General features: G+C 34.3%; 13 protein-coding genes, 1 tRNA gene and 2 rRNA genes (1 of these 16 only partly in view). All 16 read right to left on the reverse strand.

All coding sequences use genetic code 11. From position 1 onward, the window contains the following. Positions 1-2,291, reverse strand: a 23S ribosomal RNA gene (locus ACX0KU_RS04055); it reaches 614 nt to the left of the window's first position. A 286-nt stretch (positions 2,292-2,577) separates the two neighbouring features. After that, positions 2,578-4,086: ribosomal RNA gene (locus tag ACX0KU_RS04060) — 16S ribosomal RNA — on the reverse strand. Together the 16S and 23S rRNA genes form the textbook arrangement of a ribosomal RNA operon. A 442-nt stretch (positions 4,087-4,528) precedes the next feature. Next, a complete protein-coding gene (murD, locus tag ACX0KU_RS04065) occupies positions 4,529-5,902 on the reverse strand; it encodes a UDP-N-acetylmuramoyl-L-alanine--D-glutamate ligase (protein WP_472991620.1) in 1,374 nt (457 codons plus the stop codon). A 154-nt stretch (positions 5,903-6,056) separates the two neighbouring features. Then, complete coding sequence (locus ACX0KU_RS04070) at positions 6,057-7,448, reverse strand: glycine--tRNA ligase (RefSeq protein WP_472991621.1); 1,392 nt, start codon at positions 7,446-7,448, stop codon at positions 6,057-6,059. Between the two features lie 292 nt (positions 7,449-7,740). Then, positions 7,741-7,815, reverse strand: a tRNA-Asn gene (locus ACX0KU_RS04075). Between the two features lie 211 nt (positions 7,816-8,026). Beyond that, positions 8,027-9,562: a lysine--tRNA ligase gene (lysS, locus tag ACX0KU_RS04080; protein ID WP_472991622.1), complete on the reverse strand. Its 1,536-nt coding sequence runs from the start codon at positions 9,560-9,562 to the stop codon at positions 8,027-8,029. A gap of 38 nt (positions 9,563-9,600) precedes the next feature. Then, on the reverse strand, positions 9,601-10,080 hold the full coding sequence (gene greA / locus ACX0KU_RS04085) for a transcription elongation factor GreA (RefSeq protein ID WP_472991623.1): 480 nt from the start codon (positions 10,078-10,080) through the stop codon (positions 9,601-9,603). Between the two features lie 76 nt (positions 10,081-10,156). Continuing rightward, complete coding sequence (locus ACX0KU_RS04090; protein ID WP_472991624.1) at positions 10,157-10,999, reverse strand: hypothetical protein; 843 nt, start codon at positions 10,997-10,999, stop codon at positions 10,157-10,159. A gap of 65 nt (positions 11,000-11,064) precedes the next feature. After that, complete coding sequence (dusB, locus tag ACX0KU_RS04095; protein WP_472991625.1) at positions 11,065-12,030, reverse strand: tRNA dihydrouridine synthase DusB; 966 nt, start codon at positions 12,028-12,030, stop codon at positions 11,065-11,067. Then, positions 12,027-12,818, reverse strand: a complete 792-nt coding sequence (locus ACX0KU_RS04100) for a type III pantothenate kinase (protein ID WP_472991626.1) — start codon at positions 12,816-12,818, stop codon at positions 12,027-12,029. Before ACX0KU_RS04100 ends, dusB begins: the two co-directional genes overlap by 4 nt. A gap of 127 nt (positions 12,819-12,945) precedes the next feature. Continuing rightward, on the reverse strand, positions 12,946-14,616 hold the full coding sequence (locus ACX0KU_RS04105; protein WP_472991627.1) for a formate--tetrahydrofolate ligase: 1,671 nt from the start codon (positions 14,614-14,616) through the stop codon (positions 12,946-12,948). Between the two features lie 68 nt (positions 14,617-14,684). Next, entirely contained in the window at positions 14,685-15,071 is a 387-nt protein-coding gene (locus tag ACX0KU_RS04110) for a thioesterase family protein (RefSeq protein WP_472991628.1), read from the reverse strand. Between the two features lie 149 nt (positions 15,072-15,220). Then, a complete protein-coding gene (ftsH, locus tag ACX0KU_RS04115; protein ID WP_472991629.1) occupies positions 15,221-17,101 on the reverse strand; it encodes an ATP-dependent zinc metalloprotease FtsH in 1,881 nt (626 codons plus the stop codon). Positions 17,102-17,180: 79 nt separating this feature from the next. Continuing rightward, positions 17,181-17,720 carry a hypoxanthine phosphoribosyltransferase gene (gene hpt / locus ACX0KU_RS04120; RefSeq protein WP_472991630.1) on the reverse strand — a complete coding sequence of 180 codons (540 nt, stop codon included), beginning with the start codon at positions 17,718-17,720 and terminating at the stop codon, positions 17,181-17,183. A gap of 5 nt (positions 17,721-17,725) precedes the next feature. Then, positions 17,726-19,117, reverse strand: coding sequence for a tRNA lysidine(34) synthetase TilS (tilS, locus tag ACX0KU_RS04125; RefSeq protein ID WP_472991632.1), 1,392 nt, complete (start codon positions 19,115-19,117; stop codon positions 17,726-17,728). A gap of 115 nt (positions 19,118-19,232) precedes the next feature. Further along, positions 19,233-21,629: a stage II sporulation protein E gene (spoIIE, locus tag ACX0KU_RS04130; protein ID WP_472991633.1), complete on the reverse strand. Its 2,397-nt coding sequence runs from the start codon at positions 21,627-21,629 to the stop codon at positions 19,233-19,235. Positions 21,630-21,711 lie beyond the last annotated feature (82 nt).

Below are 21,711 nucleotides of genomic sequence, written 5' to 3' on the forward strand. Positions count from 1 at the left end.
GAGCGCCTCCGTTACCTTTTAGGAGGCGACCGCCCCAGTCAAACTGCCCACCTAGCAATGTCCTGTGACCAGATTCATGGCCGCCAGTTAGAATTCCAGTACTGTCAGGGTGGTATCCCAAGGACGACTCCACGAAAGCTGACGCTCTCGCTTCTTAGTCTCCCACCTATCCTGTACAGACAATACCGAAATGCAATGCTAAGCTACAGTAAAGCTCTACGGGGTCTTTCCGTCCAACCGCGGGTAGCAAGCATCTTCACTTGCACTTCAATTTCACCGGATTTGCTGCCGAGACAGTGCCCAAATCATTACGCCATTCGTGCGGGTCGGAACTTACCCGACAAGGAATTTCGCTACCTTAGGACCGTTATAGTTACGGCCGCCGTTTACTGGGGCTTAAGTTCATACCTTCGCTTGCGCTAAGCATTCCCCTTAACCTTCCAGCACCGGGCAGGCGTCAGCCCCTATACATCAGCTTACGCTTTAGCAGAGACCTGTGTTTTTGATAAACAGTTGCTTGGGCCTGTTCACTGCGGCCTCCTCTCGGAGGCACCCCTTCTCCCGAAGTTACGGGGTTAATTTGCCGAGTTCCTTAGCAGCAATTCTTCCGACGGCCTTAGGATTCTCTCCTCATCTACCTGTGTCGGTTTGCGGTACGGGCACCAATTTGCTCCATAGAGACTTTTCTTGGCAGCGTGGAATCAGATACTTCGCCCATAGGGCTCCCCATCACACCTCAGACTTAAATTGAGCGGATTTGCCTACTCAACATCCTAAGTGCTTAGACGCACATCCAATAGTGCGCACATCCTATCCTCCTGCGTCATCCCATTTGTCAAACGCATTTTGGTGGTACTGGAATATCAACCAGTTGTCCATCACCTACGCCTTTCGGCCTCGGCTTAGGTCCCGACTAACCCTGGGAGGACGAGCCTTCCCCAGGAAACCTTAGATATTCGGCCAACAGGATTCTCACCTGTTTCTCGCTACTTATGCCAGCATTCTCACTTCTGCACTGTCCACCACTCCTTACGATATGGCTTCTACCTGTGCAGAAAGCTCCTCTACCACGTGTACGTAGTACACATCCATAGCTTCGGTGGTAAGTTTTAGCCCCGTTACATCTTCGGCGCGGGATCTCTCGACTAGTGAGCTATTACGCACTCTTTAAATGAGTGGCTGCTTCTAAGCCAACATCCTAGTTGTCTTAGAAATCCCACATCCTTTCCCACTTAACTTACACTTTGGGACCTTAGCTGATGGTCTGGGCTGTTTCCCTTTTGACCACGGATCTTATCATTCGTAGTCTGACTGCCGGGGTACCAGTATGTGGCATTCGGAGTTTGATAGGGTTCAGTAACTGTTGTCAGCCCCTAGCCCATTCAGTGCTCTACCTCCACTACTTAATTACCCGACGCTAGCCCTAAAGCTATTTCGAGGAGAACCAGCTATCTCCGAGTTCGATTGGAATTTCTCCGCTATCCACAGCTCATCCCATGGTTTTTCAACACCAACGTGGTTCGGACCTCCACGGAATTTTACTTCCGCTTCATCCTGGCCATGGATAGATCACCCGGTTTCGGGTCTACGATATGCAACTAGTTGCCCTGTTCAGACTCGGTTTCCCTTCGGCTCCGCACCGTAGGTGCTTAACCTTGCTACATATCGTAACTCGCTGGCCCGTTCTACAAAAAGTACGCCGTCACACATTAACGTGCTCCGACCGATTGTAGGCACACGGTTTCAGGTTCTATTTCACTCCCCTTCCGGGGTTCTTTTCACCTTTCCCTCACGGTACTGCTTCACTATCGGTCACTAGGTAGTATTTAGCCTTGGGAGATGGTCCTCCCAGCTTCCCACAAGGTTTCACGTGTCTCGTGGTACTCTGGAGTAGATCTACTTCTCTCTTCTTTTTGCCTACAGGGTTATTACCTTCTACGACAGAACTTTCCAGTTCTCTTCGACTAAAAAGATTGAAGCGTTATGATCTATCCGCAACCCCAGAAACAAAGTTTCTGGTTTGGGCTCTTCCCCTTTCGCTCGCCGCTACTGAGGGAATCGATTTTTCTTTCTCTTCCTTCTGGTACTTAGATGTTTCAGTTCCCAGAGTGTACCTCTATATACCTATGAATTCAGTATATAGTACATGATGTTTATCATGTGGGTTTCCCCATTCGGAAATCTACGAATCACAGGCTGTGTGCGCCTACTCGTAGCTTATCGCAGCTTATCGCGTCCTTCTTCGGCTCCTAGTGCCAGGGCATTCACCGTGCGCCCTTTCTAACTTGATCGTTAGACGCTTGTAAACATAAATGTTATACAAGACTTCACTCCTCAGATATACTGAGTGAGATTTATTACTAAAACTAATTACTTAGTTATAGTAGATTTCTTAATATTCACTGTGCAATTTTCAAAGAACAGAAGCAGACATCCAAATCTTCGATTTGTGATGGTCGCTTTGCCAAACACGTAGTGTTTAGCTTCCTAGAAAGACATTAGTCTTTCAAAATTAAACAGAATTAAGGATAAATTATTTCCAGTCTATGAAAGCTGTGAGCTTTCATTTCTCCCTAGAAAGGAGGTGATCCAGCCGCAGGTTCTCCTACGGCTACCTTGTTACGACTTCACCCCAATCACCAATCCCACCTTCGACTGCTGGCTCCTTGCGGTTACCTCACAGGCTTCGGGTGTTACCGGCTCTCATGGTGTGACGGGCGGTGTGTACAAGACCCGGGAACGTATTCACCGCGACATTCTGATTCGCGATTACTAGCAACTCCAACTTCATGTAGGCGAGTTTCAGCCTACAATCCGAACTGGGACCGGTTTTTTAGTTTGGCTCCCCCTCACGGGTTTGCTTCTCGTTGTACCGGCCATTGTAGCACGTGTGTAGCCCTAGACATAAGGGGCATGATGATTTGACGTCATCCCCACCTTCCTCCTGGTTAACCCAGGCAGTCTCGCTAGAGTGCTCAACTTAATGGTAGCAACTAACGATAAGGGTTGCGCTCGTTGCGGGACTTAACCCAACATCTCACGACACGAGCTGACGACAACCATGCACCACCTGTCTTCCTGCCCCGAAGGGCTTCCTCTGTTACGAGTAATTCAGGAGATGTCAAGTCTAGGTAAGGTTCTTCGCGTTGCTTCGAATTAAACCACATGCTCCGCTGCTTGTGCGGGTCCCCGTCAATTCCTTTGAGTTTTAATCTTGCGACCGTACTCCCCAGGCGGAATACTTATTGCGTTTGCTGCGGCACCGAGGGTGGTACCCCCCGACACCTAGTATTCATCGTTTACGGCGTGGACTACCAGGGTATCTAATCCTGTTTGCTCCCCACGCTTTCGTATCTCAGCGTCAGTTACGGTCCAGAAAGTCGCCTTCGCCACTGGTGTTCTTCCTAATCTCTACGCATTTCACCGCTACACTAGGAATTCCACTTTCCTCTCCCGCACTCTAGATACCCAGTTTCAAATGCAGCGCCCAGGTTAAGCCCGGGAATTTCACATCTGACTTAAATATCCGCCTACATACTCTTTACGCCCAGTAAATCCGGACAACGCTTGCCACCTACGTATTACCGCGGCTGCTGGCACGTAGTTAGCCGTGGCTTCCTCCTTGGGTACCGTCATTATCGTCCCCAAAGACAGAGCTTTACAATCCGAAGACCTTCATCACTCACGCGGCGTTGCTGCGTCAGGGTTTCCCCCATTGCGCAATATTCCCCACTGCTGCCTCCCGTAGGAGTCTGGACCGTGTCTCAGTTCCAATGTGGCCGATCACCCTCTCAGGTCGGCTACGCATCGTCGCCTTGGTGAGCCGTTACCTCACCAACTAGCTAATGCGCCGCGGGTCCATCTCAAAGCGGATTGCTCCTTTGATTATCTTCTCATGCGAGAAGATAATGTTATGCGGTATTAATCTCCCTTTCGGGAGGCTATCCCCCTCTTTGAGGCAGGTTACCCACGTGTTACTCACCCGTCCGCCGCTAATCCGTTCCCGAAGGAACTTCATCGCTCGACTTGCATGTGTTAGGCACGCCGCCAGCGTTCGTCCTGAGCCAGGATCAAACTCTCAATTTAAAAGTTTAATCTGTTACTCATTACTTAAAGTTATTGACTGGCATTTTATTTACCTTAATTCTGTTTAATTTTCAAAGACCAAATTTGCTTCATCATCTCTCGACGACTTAATTATATTATCAAGTCTTTAATATTTTGTCAACTACTTTTTAAAACTTTTTATTTTCGCTGATTTTGTGTTTTTTCACTTATATGTCAGCGATGTATTTTATAATAACAAAACAATATTAATAAAGCTGAATTCCCCTCACTTAATATGCAAATTTATCTTTAGTTTTCTTTTAATTATTATGTTTTTATCTCTTTTTCATATAATGACACTCCTGGTAAAGTATATGACTACTATTAAAACTTTCTATAATAATAGGGAGCTTAATAATTAATAAGCTCCCTATTATTACCACTTTTATTCAAGATACTTAATCTAACTTATTTCTATAATCTATAATTTTAATATAATCTCTTTAAACCTATTTCCTCTTAATTCAAAATTAGTAAACATATCAAAACTAGCACATGCTGGAGATAATGTAACTATATCTCCTGCTGTAGATAATTCTTTTGCTTTATATACAGCTTCTTCAAGAGTATCCGCAAGTAATATAGGCATTTTTTGATTATCTTTTATCACACGTTCAAAAGTTTCTTTTATTTTTAATTTAGTTGCTCCTAATAAAACTAATGCTTTAATCTTAGAATATCCTTCTTCTGCTAAAGGCTCAAAAGGTATTTGCTTATCATATCCTCCAGCTATAAGTATTACTGGTTTTTCAAAAGCTCTTAATCCAGCAAGAGTTCTTGTAGGACTAGAAGCTATTGAATCATTATAATACTTTACTCCATCAATTTCCCTAACAAATTCGCATCTATGTTCTACTCCTGTAAAACTTGTTGCAACTTTTTTCATATTTTCGATACTTACATCTTCAAACACTAAAGAAAATGCTCCTAAAAGATTTTCTATATTATGCATTCCTTTTAATTTAATATCTTCTACCTGACACACTTCTTCATCTCTTAATATTAATTTATTATTCCTTAAAAAAGCTCCTTCGTTAATCTCTTCTTTAATACTAAATTGTATTACTCTTCCTCTAGCTTCTTTTACTAAAGAATTAGTTATATGATTATCTTTATTCAAAACAAGAAGATTTTCCTTTTCCTGCATTTTAAAAATATTCTTTTTTGCTTCTATATATTCTTCCATACCTTTATGAACATCTAGATGATTAGGTGTTATATTTGTTATTAATGCACAATCAATGTGCACATTCATGGTCATTAATTGAAAACTTGAAAGTTCTAAAACAACTTTATCCTCTTTTTTTATTTCTTCTATATTAGCAAAAAGAGGATTTCCTATGTTTCCACCAATCCATGTTTTATACCCTTGATTCTTTAACATATTATATACTAAAGTTGTGGTAGTTGTCTTACCATCACTTCCTGTTATTCCAAAAATCTTAGCTGGACAATACTTTACGAATTCTTCCATTTCAGAAGTTATATAGGAACCTGTTCCTTTAGCTTTAATTAGTGCTGGATTATCTATTCTCATGGATGGTGTTTTAAAAACTACATCAAATCCAATTAAGTTATCTAAATAGTTTTCTCCTAACTCTAGCTTTACTCCTATTTTTTTTAGAACCTCTCCTGTTTCCCCTAATGTATGTTCATCTTTTTTATCAAAGGCTGTTACATTTGCATCTAGGTTAACTAAGAAATGGATTAAAGGGATATTACTTATGCCTATTCCTACTACTGCTACCTGTTTATTCTTTATAAAATCTTTGAATTCTTTAAAATCCTTTTTCATAAAGCTACCCCCAAATCACTATTTTACTTATCACATCATTTTAATTTAGATTATAACACTTTATATATTTTATTGTATATATTTTATGGATTTTTGACTCTCTTTAATAAAAATTAATAAGAGAGCCACTGAAAATTCAGTAGCTCTCTTATTCTTAAAACTCTAATTTTTCTTCAATAAACTTTTCTAATTCATCAATACTTATTCTTACCTGATTCATAGTATCTCTATCTCTTATAGTAACTGTATTATCTTCTAATGTATCGAAATCTATTGTAATACAATATGGTGTACCTATTTCATCTTCTCTTCTATATCTTTTTCCTATACTTCCAGCTTCATCATAATCAACATTAAACTTCTTACTTAGTTTAGCATAGACTTCTAGAGCTTTATCAGATAATTTTTTTGATAGTGGAAGTATAGCTGCTTTAAATGGTGCTAAAGCAGGATGCAAATGTAAGACTGTTCTCACGTCCCCACCTTCAAGCTCTTCTTCATCATATGCGTTAACTAAAAAGGCAAGAGCTACTCTATCCGCTCCTAGCGAAGGTTCTATAACATAAGGAACATATTTTTCATTAGTCGTTGGGTCTAAGTATACTAAATCTTGACCTGAATGATTCATATGTTGTTTCAAGTCATAATCTGTTCTATCCGCTATACCCCAAAGTTCTCCCCATCCAAACGGGAATAAGAACTCTATATCAGAAGTTGCAGCACTATAGAATGATAATTCATCGTCAGAATGATCCCTTAATCTTAGACTTTCCTTATCCATACCTAAATTAAGTAAAAAGTTCCAGCAGTACTCTTTCCAATATTTAAACCATTCTAAATCTGTACCTGGCTCACAGAAAAACTCTAATTCCATTTGTTCAAATTCTCTTGTTCTAAAAGTAAAGTTTCCAGGAGTTATTTCATTTCTAAAAGACTTTCCTATTTGCCCAATGCCAAATGGAACTTTCTTTCTAGAAGTTCTTTGAACATTTTTAAAATTAACAAATATACCTTGAGCAGTTTCTGGTCTTAAGAATATTTCTGCACTTGAATCATCTGTTACTCCTTGAAAAGTTTTGAACATTAAATTAAATCTTCTTATATCTGTATAATTCTTCTTACCACATTTAGGACATACTATATTATTGTCATTTATGTATTTTAATAATTCTTCTCCAGTCCAACCATCTGCGCTAACATCATCTGTTCCTTTTGATGCCATATCTTCTTCTACTAGTTTATCAGCTCTAAATCTTGCCTTACATTCTTTGCAGTCCATTAATGGATCCGAAAATCCTCCAACGTGTCCTGATGCTACCCAAACCTCTCTATTCATTAAGATGCTTGAATCAAGTCCAACATTGTATGGGCTCTCTTGAACAAACTTTTTCCACCAAGCCTTTTTAACATTATTTTTGAATTCTACTCCTAAAGGACCATAATCCCATGAGTTAGCTAAACCTCCATATATTTCAGATCCTTGAAATATGAACCCTCTTCCCTTACAAAGAGCTACTACTTTATCCATAGTTTTTTCAATCGCCATTTTTCCAACCTCCATTTTTAAATTTACGTATAAAAAAAAGACCTAGCTTACCTGAAAGGGACGAAATTTAAATTCCGCGGTTCCACCCTTTTTGGCAATTAGCCCTCCTTATAGTCTACTGTACTCCAAAGTTCCTTTTATAATAAGTCCTTAGTTGTTCACACCACCCACAACCTCTCTTGAAAACACTTATTATTACTCTTCTTTATCATCATACACTTATATATTTTTTCTTAAGAGTATTTTACCAAAACTAAAATACATGTCAAGATACTTTTACAAAAAATAAAAATGGCTCCGCGAAAAGGATTCGAACCTTCAACCTATCGGTTAACAGCCGAGTGCTCCACCGTTGAGCTATCGCGGAACATTTATTACAATACTAGTATAACACTTCTAAGTAAAAATACAAGGGGGTCTCATTTTTTTAGCTAACAAATTGCAAGGCAATTTGCACATTAATAAATAATCACCACTTTCCAATTACTAAGATTAAACTTAATAATTAGAAAGTGATGATCAGAACTATACACAAATTTCAATTCATAAAGTTAAAATTAAACCTAACTTTATACGGCTTATTGTTTTATTGGTTTCATTGTAGGAAATAATATAACGTCTCTTATAGAGCGTGAATCTGTTAAAAACATTGTTAATCTATCAACACCTATTCCAAGTCCACCTGTTGGAGGCATACCTATTTCTAAAGCATTAATGAAATCGTCATCCATCATATATGCTTCGTCATCTCCATGTTCTCTTTCTTTAAGTTGTTGTATAAATCTTTCCTTTTGAACTATAGGATCATTTAACTCTGAATAGGCATTACATAGTTCTCTACCATAAACAAAGCCTTCAAATCTTTCAGTAAACATCTCATTTCCTCTCTTTTTCTTAGTAAGAGGAGATATCTCTACTGGATAATCTATAATAAAAGTCGGCTGAATCATTTTTTCTTCAGCAAAAGCTTCAAATAATTCATTTAAAATTTCACCTTTAGTATAGTATTTTAAATCCTTTTTAAGTTCTAAGTGTTTTTCTTTTGCTATTGATTGAGCTTCCTCATCACTTTTTATTTCGTTGAAGTCTACTCCAGCATACTCTTTAACAGCATCTACCATTGTAATTCTTCTCCAAGGTGGCATAAAGTTTATTTCTGTACCCTCATAATTTACAGTGGTTGTTCCAAGAACCTTTTCGCATATATATGCTATCATATTTTCTGTAAGTTCCATCATATCATTATAGTCAGCATATGCTTCATATAATTCTACCATTGTGAATTCTGGATTATGTCTTACGGATGTACCTTCATTTCTGAAGTTTTTACCTATTTCATAAACCTTTTCGAAACCACCTACAATTAATCTCTTTAGATATAACTCTGTAGCTATTCTTAAATACATATCTATATCTAATGCATTATGATGAGTATTAAATGGTCTTGCCGCTGCCCCACCTGCAATTGGTGATAGCACTGGTGTCTCAACTTCAATATAATTCTTATTATCAAGATATTCTCTCATAGCCTTTATAATAGCTGTTCTCTTCATAAAGGTTTCCTTAACTTCTTGGTTCATTATTAAGTCTACATATCTTTGTCTATATCTTAAGTCAGGATCCTTCAATCCATGAAACTTTTCCGGTAACGGCTTTAAAGACTTTGCTAGTAGCTGAAAATCTAAAATATGTACACTTATTTCCTCAGTTTTCGTTTTAAAAACAGTACCAGTTATAGATACAAAATCTCCAATATCAAAGGTTTTATATTCTTTAAGTTTTTCTTCTCCTACATCATCTATTTTTATATATAGTTGCATTTTGCCATATCTATCATGAATATCTGAGAATCCTGCTTTTCCATGTACTCGTTTTGACATAAGTCTACCAGCAATCGTTACTGACTTTCCTTCAAGTTGGTCATAATTCTCTTTTACTTCATCTGACGTATGTGTTCTTTCTACTTTATATACATCAAAAGGATCCTTATTAGCTTCTTGTAATGAGGATAATTTCTGTCTTCTTTCTTTTATAAGTGCATTAAATTCTTCCTCTTGCTTTTCTTGAAGCCTCATTTCCTTTATTTCTTCTTTAGTTAATTGCTTTTCCTCCATGCCTTGATCCCTCCGTTTAAATACAATAATATTTATATTTATATTTTTATTTCCAAAATTTCAAATTTGCTAACTCCATCTGGAACTGGTACTTCAACAATATCTCCAACTTTTTTACCTATAAGAGTTTTTCCTACTGGTGATTCATTTGAAATTTTATTTCTTATTGGATCTGCTTCAGCGGAACCTACTATATGAAACTCCACTTCTTCATCGAAGTCGTAATCTTTAACCTTAACAATAGAGCCTACGCTAACTGCTTCTAAAGATATTTCAGTTTCATCTATTACAGAAGCATTTCTTAACATATTCTCAAGTTGTATTATTCTACCTTCGACAAACGCTTGTTCGTTTTTAGCTTCATCATATTCTGAGTTTTCACTTAGATCTCCATAAGATAATGCTACTTTTATTTTTTCAGTAATCTCTCTTCTTTTAACAGTTTTAAGATATTCTAATTCGTCTTCTAATTTTTTCACGCCTTCAGCCGTCATTATATATTTCTTTGAATCGCTCATTCTATACTCCCCTTTGAATATAATTTATGTTTAAGTTATTATAAAGCAGTGTGTTTCTTATGTCAACATAACAATTCTATTTTTTTCCATATGATAATATACCATTTCTACTAAATTTTGCTTCATCAAATAATATACCATTATCATTAAGAAGTCTATCTATATTTTTTTCATTATACTTATTAAATATCCCACCAATTAATTCTGCAGTAAGTTCTAACCCCCTTAACTTCCAAGGCGATGCAAATGTAACCTCATTAATTACTATATCTTTTGTTTTTGATGGAATATATATATTATCTAAACACCATAAAGGACAGTTAATTTCTTGTTCTAGGGGTCTTGATGTAACTATAAAATCTGAATGTTCAGTTACATAGTTAATATCGTTAGTAACTATAGGTGAAATTCCATAATTATAAGTTATATACTCACATAATCCTCTAACTTTATTTATATTATTAGATACTAGTATTAAATATTTACCTTTTTTAGATAATTCTATAATTATATGTTTATTTATTTCATCAGAAGCATCATACACTGCTATACAATCCTGCCTTATACTTTTATTTCTCGTCATAAGAATCAATTGGACACTTCTTACTACACTATATGCCAATACATTTTTCTGAAACTCAGTGTAAAAAGGATAATCTAAGTACCTATATGTTTTTAATGCCACAGCATTATTATGCTGTTTTTTTCTGAATCTTTGATATATATAATTTAGATTTTTTTTAAATTGCTTTTTATCTACATTAGGAGGCAGTTTAGCTCTATAAATTTTTGTATTTATCTCCTCTATAAACCGCTCCGCCTCAAACCTAGTATAAAATCTATCTTTTATTTTTGCCCAAATACTATCATCTTTATAAATTTTTTTCAAGCTACAATCTATATATATTACACTGTTCATCTTTTACTCCTGATTATCACTATATAATCAGTGTATTTTATGAAGCTTAAATACATTCCATAGGACTACTTAACTTTTTCTTTATATTCCTCTAATATTCGAATAACATTTTCACTACTTTTCTCTATATTGATTTTATTTTTAATATCAGTACACCGTTTTATTCCTTTTATATACCAAGCAATATGCTTTCTCATTTCTCTTACAGCTTTATTTTCTCCATGATACTTTAGAGCAAGCTTACAGTGCCTAATACACATATCTATTTTTTCTACATCAGTAGGATAGTTAACTTCTTTACCCTTTAGTGCAGAATTTATCTGACTAAATATCCACGGGTTTCCCATTGCACCTCTAGCCACCATTACGCCATCACATTTAGAAAGTTCTACTAAACTTAGAGCTGCTTCTGCTGAAAATACATCTCCATTCCCTATAACTGGAACGTTTACAGCTTCCTTAACTTTCTTAATTATATCCCAATCCGCTTTCCCCTCATACATCTGTGCTCTAGTTCTGCCATGAACAGTTATGGCATCTACTCCTGCTTGTTCCATTTCTTTTGCAAAATCTACAGCATTTATATTTTCTTCATCAAAACCCTTTCTAAACTTAACAGTTACAGGCTTTGATGATACCTTCTTCATTTCTTTAACTATCTCTGATGCACGTTTTGGGTCCTTCATAAGGGCGGATCCATCTCCATTTTTTACTATTTTAGGAGCAGGACATCCCATATTAATATCAACTATACATATGTCATCATTATAATTAAAACTTTCACAAGCCTTAGCCATTACAGCTGGTTCATTTCCAAATATTTGAACTGCTATAGGTTTTTCTTCATCACTTAATTTAAGCAATTCCTTTGTATTTTTATTATCATAGAATAATGCTTTGGCACTGATCATTTCTGTATATACTAGTCCACAGCCTAATTCTTTGCAGAATCCTCTAAATGCTATATCGGTTACCCCTGCCATTGGTGCTAAAAATACATTGTTTTCAAATTGCAAGTTACCTATCTTCATACATATACCTGCTCTTTATTCTTTTCATATATAATTCTAAGTCCTTCCAATGTTAAAAATGGACTTACTTCATCAATAGTTTTAGAGTCCTGTGCAATAAGGCTTGCAAGTCCCCCTGTTGCTAATACATATGGTTCTCCCTCACCTAGCTTCATCATTTCTTCTTTCATTTTTAAAACTATATAATCAACCTGACCAATATATCCATAAACTATTCCTGACTGCATACTTGAAATAGTATTTTTACATATAATATGAGATGGCTTTATCAGCTCTATTCTTGGGAGCTTTGCTGCTTTTTCAAATAAGGCATCTGCTGAGATTTTTATTCCAGGACAAATTACACCTCCTAGATAATCTCCTTTAACAGTAACTGCACAATATGTCGTAGCTGTTCCGAAATCTATTATAATAAGAGGTCTATTATATATCTCATGTGCTGCTACAGCATTTACTATTCTGTCTGCTCCAACTGATCTTGGATTATCATACTTTATATTGATTCCTGTTTTTACCCCTGCACCTACAACTATAGGGGTTATATTAAAATACTTTCTTATCATATGTTCTATAGAATACATGATATTAGGAACTACTGAAGATATAACAACTCCTTTTATGTTCTTAGGATCTATATTATTCTGTTTGAATAACTCTAGAACTTGAATACCATATTCATCAGCTGTTCTTTTAGCATCAGTTCCTATTCTACACTCCATAATAATCTTTTTCTCTTTAAAAATACCCAATACAATATTTGTATTTCCTGCATCTAAAACAAATATCACTATAATACACTCCTTAATAAAATTATAAGAGCAGTATAAGCACTGCTCTTTATAGTAAATTTATTTCACCGTTCCTACAACACTTTAATTTTAGCAACTAGTGATAATTTGTCAAGTGGAACTTACTTTAAAATAAACCTTCTATTGTTCCATCTTCTAGTATATTCATTTTATTTGCTGCTGGAGTTTTAGGAAGTCCTGGCATTGTCATAACTTCTCCTGTTATAGCTACTATGAATCCAGCTCCATTAGATAATTTTATTTCTCTTACATTAATTTTGAAACCACTAGGTCTACCTAGAAGAGAAGGATTATCTGAAAAGGAGTATTGTGTTTTCGCTATACATATAGGCAATTTATCCAATTTCAGTTTCTCTATTTCATCTATTTGCTTCTCTGCACTCTTATCATAATTTACTCCATCAGCTCCATATATTTCTTTAGCTATTATACCTATTTTCTCTTTTATCGTTAGATTTGTTTCATAAAGGCACTTAAATTTGCTTTCTTCTGTTTCTAAAACATCTATTACTTTACTAGCAAGATCTACTCCGCCTTCTCCGCCTTTTTCCCAAACCTCTGTAAGAGAAACTTTAACTCCTAATTTATTACAAAATCCTTCTATATATTCAATCTCTTCTTTGCTATCCGTAATAAATTTATTAATAGCAACTACTACAGGAACTCCATACTTTCTTATATTCTCCACTTGCTTCTCAAGATTTACAATTCCTTTTGATAGCTTTTCTACATCAGGAGTAGTTAATTTATCCTTTGCTGCTCCTCCATGATGTTTCAATGCCCTTATTGTAGCAACAATAACTACACAGCCTGGTTTTAATCCACCATACCTACATTTTATATCTAAAAACTTTTCTGCTCCTAAATCAGCTCCAAAACCAGCTTCTGTAACAGCATAATCACCTAACTTCAATGCCATTTTTGTTGCAAGAATACTATTACAACCATGAGCTATATTAGCAAATGGTCCTCCATGAATTATTGCGGGAGTATTTTCTAAGGTTTGAACTAGGTTAGGCTTTATAGCATCTTTCATTAAAAGAGCCATTGCTCCTTGCACTCCTAAGTCCTTGCAATATACCGGGCTACCTTCTAGATTATATCCTATAAGAATATTACCCATTCTTTCTTTAAGATCCATTAAGTCTGTTGCCAGACATAATATAGCCATAATTTCCGAAGCAACGGTAATCATAAAACCATCTTCTCTTAAAAATCCATTTATCTTTCCACCCATACCTACTACAATTTCACGTAGAGCTCTATCATTCATGTCTATAACTCTTTTAAATATGATTCTTCTTGAATCAATTTTAAGTTCATTTCCTTGATGTATATGATTATCTATGGCGGCGGATAAAAGATTATTTGCAGATGTTATTGCGTGCATATCACCTGTAAAGTGAAGATTTATATCTTCCATAGGAACTACTTGAGAATTTCCTCCTCCTGCAGCTCCTCCTTTTATTCCAAATACAGGTCCAAGAGAAGGTTCTCTTAAGGCAATTACTGCTTTTTTATTAAGTTTACATAACGCTTGCCCTAGTCCTACTGTTACTGTAGACTTTCCTTCTCCAGCTGGAGTAGGATTTATAGCTGTGACTAATATAAGTTTTCCATCTTCTTTTTCATTCTTTTGCTTTAGTACATCTAAAGATATCTTACATTTATACTTTCCATAAAGTTCTATATCATCTTCATTTAGCCCCAAGTTTTCTGCTATATCAATAATCTTGTTCATTTTTGCACTTTGTGCAATTTCAATATCGCTTTTCAAATTATAACACCCCTTAATAAAACTAACAGGAATACACTATACTAGTATAGCGTCTTCCTGCCCATATTTTACCCCTGAACTTTTTTCATAAACTCTTCACTATTTACTATGTATCTCCAATGAGTTCCTTCTCCGACTTTGCCAACTTCATCATGAGCTACTAATTCAAAAAATAATTTTTTACCTTCGATTTTTACTAATGTTGATTCACATCTTACCTTCATACCTATTGGTGTAGCTTTCATGTGTTTTACACTTATCTCTATTCCAACAGTTGAATATCCCTCTGGTAAAATATCTTTAACGCTACTTTGTGCTACATTTTCCATTAATGCAACTAATGCTGGTGTTCCATATACATCTGCTAACCCTGAACCTATTTTTCTTGCTGAATCTTGTTCTGATACAACAATCTCCATTGTTCCTTTAATTCCTTCATGTACATTAAAATCCATGTAATCACCTCGCAATAATAATTAATTTTAGTATTATTCTTATAATTGCCATATAATTTAGAAATTATTAGAATTTTCCCTAATATTAATAATTATAAATAAAAAAAAACAAAAAGTATAGAGCTTTTAAAAAACTCTATACTTTTTAACTAAATTTCTTCTTTCTTTTCTAAATCAACTACATCAACAGATTCTTCACGAATTTCCTTAATAGGCAACTCTCTGCCTTCAACTATAGCATTAAACTCTTCTGCTCCAATTTTCTCATTTTTAAGTAACGCATTAGCTACAGCATGAAGTTTATCAGTATGTTCTTTAAGTAAGTTCTCTGCTTTTTCATAAGCTTCATCTATTAAAGCTTTAACTTCTCTATCTATATCATGAGCAACTTCTTCACTATAGTTTTTAGATTTTGCTAAATCTTTACCTATGAAAACTTCATCATGACCACTTCCAAAAGTTATAGTTCCAATCTTTTGGCTCATTCCATATTCCATTACCATTTTTCTTGCAATATTAGAAACTCTTTGTATATCATTTGAAGCTCCTGTGCTAATATCACCTAGTATAAGTTGTTCAGCAACTCTTCCACCTAAAAGTCCTACCATTTCATCCTTTAACTTAGACTTAGAAGTATATGATGCATCCTTTTCTGGAAGATGCATTGTGTAACCACCTGCCATACCTCTTGGTATTATACTAATTTCATGAACTGGATCTGAATGTGGAGAAAACTTCATTACAATTGCATGCCCAGCTTCATGATAAGCTGTAAGTTTTCTATCTTCCTCATCTACAACTCTACTCTTTTTCTCTGGTCCTGCTATAACTCTTGTTATAGCTTCCTCAAGTTCAGTCATACCAATTTGTCTTTTACGATTCCTTACAGCAAGAAGTGCTGCTTCATTCATTAAATTTTCAAGATCAGCACCAACAAAACCTGGAGTTCTCTTAGCTAATACTTTAAGGTTAACCTCATCTGATAAAGGTTTAGCTTTTACATGAACTTTTAATATTTCTTCTCTTCCTTTTATATCTGGAGCACCTACTAGAATTTGTCTATCAAATCTACCTGGTCTTAAAAGCGCTCTATCTAGTATATCTGGTCTGTTAGTTGCAGCAACTAGGATTATTCCTTCATTAATACCGAATCCATCCATCTCAACTAGCAATTGGTTCAAGGTCTGCTCTCTTTCATCATGTCCTCCACCAAGTCCAGCTCCTCTTTGTCTTCCAACGGCATCTATCTCATCTATAAATATTATACACGGAGCATTCTTTTTAGCCTGCTCAAATAGATCTCTTACTCTTGACGCACCAACACCTACAAACATTTCAACGAAATCTGAACCTGAAATACTAAAGAAAGGAACACCAGCTTCTCCTGAAATAGCCTTAGCAAGCAAAGTTTTACCTGTTCCTGGAGGACCAACAAGCAGAACTCCTTTTGGTATTCTAGCACCCATTTCTAAATATCTTTTAGGATTTTTTAAGAAGTCTACTATTTCTTCTAATTCAGCTTTCTCCTCATCTGCACCTGCTACTTCCTTAAACGTAACCTTTTGTTTATCTGGACTAGCGAGTTTCGCTCGGCTCTTTCCGAAGTTCATAACTCCTCTACTTCCGCCTCCGCCTTGAGATTGTTGCATAAACATGAACCAAAAACCAACTAGCATTAATATCAATACTATAGTAGGTAGCCAATTCACCCATAGCGGTATGGTTGTAGGAGGTTCAAATCTTACTTCTACTGAAGGATTTGGATTTTCAACAACTAAATCCTCTATAAATAATCCTTCCGGTACTATAGTTTCAAATTGAGTCTTATTATTATCTTTAAGTTCCCCTATAATTGTTCTTCTATCTTGTTTAACTTGTACCCTAGATATGTTATTCCCTACCCAATACTTTTTAAATTGGTCATAAGATATTACTCCTGCATTTTTATTAGTTTCTACTAATGCTAATGCTGCTAAAATTACAACTATTAATACTATTATCCAGGCCGTTGCACTTGAGATCTTCTTCACATCAAAGCCCCCCATCTTTCTAGTAGTTTTATATTTGATTTTATCACATCAATTTTTCCTTTACAATAATACCAATTATTTATTTTTTGTAAACACGCTCTTTTAAAATGCCCACATATGGTAGGTTTCTATACTTTTCTGCGTAGTCTAATCCATAACCAACTAAAAAGTAATTAGGTACGTTATATCCTTGATACTTTACATAAACTTCAACTTCTCTTCTTTCTGGCTTATTTAAAAAGCACGCCACTTCGACACTCTTTGGATTTTTTGACTCTAAATATTTCTTAAGATATTTTAATGTAATTCCTGTATCTACGATATCCTCTACAATAAGTATATCCTTATTTTCAATTTCAAAGTCTAAATCTTTAAGTATTCTTACAACCCCTGAAGTTTCAGTAGAATTTCCATAACTAGAAACAGCCATAAAATCCATACTACATGGTATATCAATAGCTTTCATCAAATCTGCCATAAAAGGAACAGACCCTTTTAGTACACCTACTAATATAAGTTCTTTTCCATTATAGTCTTCACTAATAATTTTTCCTATTTCTTTAATTTTTACCCTTATCTCTTCTTCTGTAAATAGTATTTTCTCAATGTCGTTTTTCAATTTTATTATTCCTCTCTTTCGATTATAATTTTCAATATATTTTTAGTTTTTTCATCTATTTTAAATTTTTCACTAATTCTGTAACCTACAATCCACCCAATATCTTCTCCAAAAAGAATCAGAGGGATTTCATCTCTCTTATCCTTAGGGATTTTTAAGTCTATAAATAAATCCTTTAATTTTTTACTTCCATTCATGCCAAAAGGTATGAACTTATCTCCATTTCTTCTATATCTCAGTTTTATTTTACCATTTATTTTATCATAATCAAAATACTTAGTTAATTCTATATTGTTTGATTTAATTACATCTTGCCGTTGAGCTAGTTTAAGATTTATGCTTAATCCAAATTCATATAATTTATATTCATTATTAATCTCTAAAATATGCTCATTTTCATATGTATTTTTAAAACTTTCATAATTTTCATCATATAAAGAAATCTCACCGTAATTATTTAAAACTCTTATTCCTTCAGGCAACATTATAATCTTTCCAGTGCAACCCTTTTGGAGTTCAATAATATCATTTATATGTTTTTTATCTAAGTTATTTAGATTGCCTTTAAGTTCTTTTAATGCCATTCTAATTATTCTACTTAATATAGATGTATGTTCTTTAAATGCTTTACTACTAATTGTAACTCTATTCTTACTTTTATCACAATACATACTATAATATTGTTTAGAAATTTTACTTATATACTCACTATCTTCCTTCATATTTACCGACAATCTATTTAGAGTCTCTATTATATGAGGATTAAAGTTTTGTTCAATATAAGGAATTAATTCTAATCTCACTTTATTCCTTGTATATATAGTATCTAAGTTGCTTTTATCTATTCTAGGATTTAAATTATTCTCTTTACAATAGTATTCTATTTCTTTTCTTGAAATATCTATTATAGGTCTAACAAAAATATTATCTCTAATGGCCTTTATTCCAATTAACCCTTCCATACCAGTTCCTCTTATAATTCTCATAAGTACTGTTTCTGCTTGGTCATTAGCATTATGTGCTATAGCAACCTTACTCGCATGAATTTCCGTTAATATATGTTGAAAAAAATTATATCTAACTTCTCTACCTGCCATTTCTGTTGAGATTTTCTTTTCTTTTGATATCTTTTGAATGTCTTCTCTTTTGACAAAGCATTCTACTCCAAGCAAATTACAAAATTCTTTAACATATTCCTCATCTTTATCAGAATCATTACCCCTTAAACTATGATTAATATGAGCTGCTACTAAACTTATCCCTAATTCATCCCTTATAGTATGCAATACATGTAAAAGACAAATAGAATCTGGTCCTCCCGATACAGCGACAACTATCTTATCTCCTACACTAAACATTTTATTATTTCTTATTGTATTTAGAACTTTATCTATCAAGTTAAACACTCCCATATACTGCTATATTTATTTATTATAACATAAATATAGGCTATGTTTGTATAGAAGTTAATATCAACTGATATAATCTTCCTTTTACAAACATAGCTTAAAATCAATAAAGACTATATACTTTAGATACTATAGCTGTCATATCGTCTTTCGCCTTACCTCCACTTAACTCTTTTGCCTTTTCTATTATACCATCTACTAGCTCTTTTGGATTACTTATATTGGTTTCTGAAAGATACTTAACTATCCATTCAACCTTTCCTGCATTATTACTATCATAATCCAAAACACCATCACTTAACATTACTATAATATCTCCATTTTTCACTTTCTTATTTACTATATCTATATCAACCTTATCTAGAACTCCTATAGGTAAGCTTTTAGATTTTATAATCTCCACTTTACTTCCTGATTTTATAAAGCTAGCCACTGCACCAACCTTCATAAAACCTACTTCACCTGTATATAAATCTATACTACTTAAATCAAGGGTAGAAAACTTTTCATCCTCTGAAAACTTTAAGGACATAATGGAGTTTACCGTATTTATAGCCGTCCTTTTGCTAAGCCCTGCCTGCGTTAACTTTTCAATAAGTTCTATTGAAGCTTTGCTTTCTTGACCTGCTCTTGGACCTGATCCCATTCCATCACTTATTATAGATATATAACTTCCATCCTTTGCTTTACCAAAACTATAACTGTCCCCATTATGTTTCTCTCCACATTTACACTGTCTTCCAGCATAAGAAGCCACATAAAATTTAGGTGTTTCTTCAAAAGTAACAGTACATGAAGATGTCTTAGGATTAATAACACATCCCTCATCACTTATGCACATAGCCGTTCCTATACCTTCATTTATAAGTGGAAGTATGGATTTTACACAAAGCTGAGCTCCTCCGCAAGCTTCTAATGATAATCTAACTACCAGTCTATCATTCTTATCTCTAAAAGAAAAAACATCATTATACTTAAGTCCTTTTCTATCTAATAACTTTCTTATAATTTTTTCAGCATCACTATCTAACTTAACATCAGAATTAAACTCATTCATAACCTCTTTTAGAGAATCTGCCATACTATTAATTTGATTAGCAAGTACTTCTCTTCCTTCACTTAATCTTTTTCTTCCCATTTCATTTATTATGTATCCGTTAACAATTTCTTCTGTATTTTTTAATAACAAAGTTCTTTTAGTACACTTCCGCTCTATTTCTTTAGGTATGTTACTTTTTTTACCTTCTTCATAGCTTTGTATAAGTTCACTAAAAGCTGTATAGGTATAATAGGATTCTCTTTTCCAGCAAATAGAATTCATATTACATCCACTGCACACTCTATCAGCTAAATTTTCAATAAGAGCTGTACTTTTATTTTTCATCACCAACTTATCATTATCTGCTAAATTACTAAGAGTATCAGATATATTATACAGAACATGCGAAAAGCTTCCTAATCTCTTTAATAGCATTTCCTTTATTTTATCTATATAATCCTTATTTAAATATTCTTGTTTTCTCTCCCAATCCAATTCTAAATCAAGCTTATCATATATTTTATGAGGAATAATAAAAAATATAGCTATAGCAATAATCACCTCTATTAATTTAAACTCTAATCCCACATCTGAATACAGTTTTAATATTATAAAGGTTATAAAATATGAAAAGCCACTAAGAATTTTTCCGCTTTCCTTAAATATGCCCGATACTAAACCACACAATCCGTATACTCCAGTGAATATAAGTATGTTATTTGAGGATATACCTATGATTGCACCAAGAGCTATACCACTTGTGGCTCCTACAGTACTTCCATTTATGTAACTAATTATTACTACAAAACTTAGTGCAAGAATATTTCTTATGGAGAGCTGCGCAATATTTATTCCCCATGTACCAGACACTATCAATGATATTAATATAGTTATACTTATAATTTCCTCACTTGTAAATAAATGTCTTGTCTTAATTTCTTTAAGACATAATATAGATCTTTCTAGAATAAAATATAATGGTATTATACATATTATTTGAAGAAAAGATGTTAAAAAGGCCACTTTAAATGTCAAACTTTTTATAAAAATCTCACTCATTAAAAATCCAAGAAAGGTTGTCCCAAACATCATAGCAAGTACAACTTTCTTCGACGTTTTATTCAATAAATAACTAAAGACTGTTATAGTACTTACAACAATTAAGTACTGAGGCAAATTACTTAGTCGGCTATATATTAATATATAGCCGAGGAAACATCCTGACGAAATAGGAACTATATATTCATCCTTATATAAGGACATAACAATAAGAAAAGCTATTCCGAAAGGTGCTGTTGTACTTTCCATATTAAGTAATAAAACTCTACTTATTAGAATAGATATTATAAAGTAAACTATATTTCTAAAAATCCATAAATACTCTATTTGATTTTTACGCTTTTTCTTTTCATTTGTTTTCTGGGATCTTTGATATGGAAATATATCCGCTTCGTATTGCATTTATGACACCTCCAAATTCAGTAATAACTATTTTAAATTATATCAGAGGCATATGGAAATAATTGTAATTTCTTAAGACAAG

It is taken from the genome of Clostridium sp. X (assembly GCF_055755365.1).

Coding starts and splice junctions, on each gene's coding strand:
- murD (WP_472991620.1), bottom strand. CDS start 5,902: ATGAAAAAGGATTTTAAAGAATTCAAAGATTTTATAAAGAATAAACAG.
- ACX0KU_RS04070 (WP_472991621.1), bottom strand. CDS start 7,448: ATGGCGATTGAAAAAACTATGGATAAAGTAGTAGCTCTTTGTAAGGGA.
- lysS (WP_472991622.1), bottom strand. CDS start 9,562: ATGGAGGAAAAGCAATTAACTAAAGAAGAAATAAAGGAAATGAGGCTT.
- greA (WP_472991623.1), bottom strand. CDS start 10,080: ATGAGCGATTCAAAGAAATATATAATGACGGCTGAAGGCGTGAAAAAA.
- ACX0KU_RS04090 (WP_472991624.1), bottom strand. CDS start 10,999: ATGAACAGTGTAATATATATAGATTGTAGCTTGAAAAAAATTTATAAA.
- dusB (WP_472991625.1), bottom strand. CDS start 12,030: ATGAAGATAGGTAACTTGCAATTTGAAAACAATGTATTTTTAGCACCA.
- ACX0KU_RS04110 (WP_472991628.1), bottom strand. CDS start 15,071: ATGGATTTTAATGTACATGAAGGAATTAAAGGAACAATGGAGATTGTT.
- spoIIE (WP_472991633.1), bottom strand. CDS start 21,629: ATGCAATACGAAGCGGATATATTTCCATATCAAAGATCCCAGAAAACA.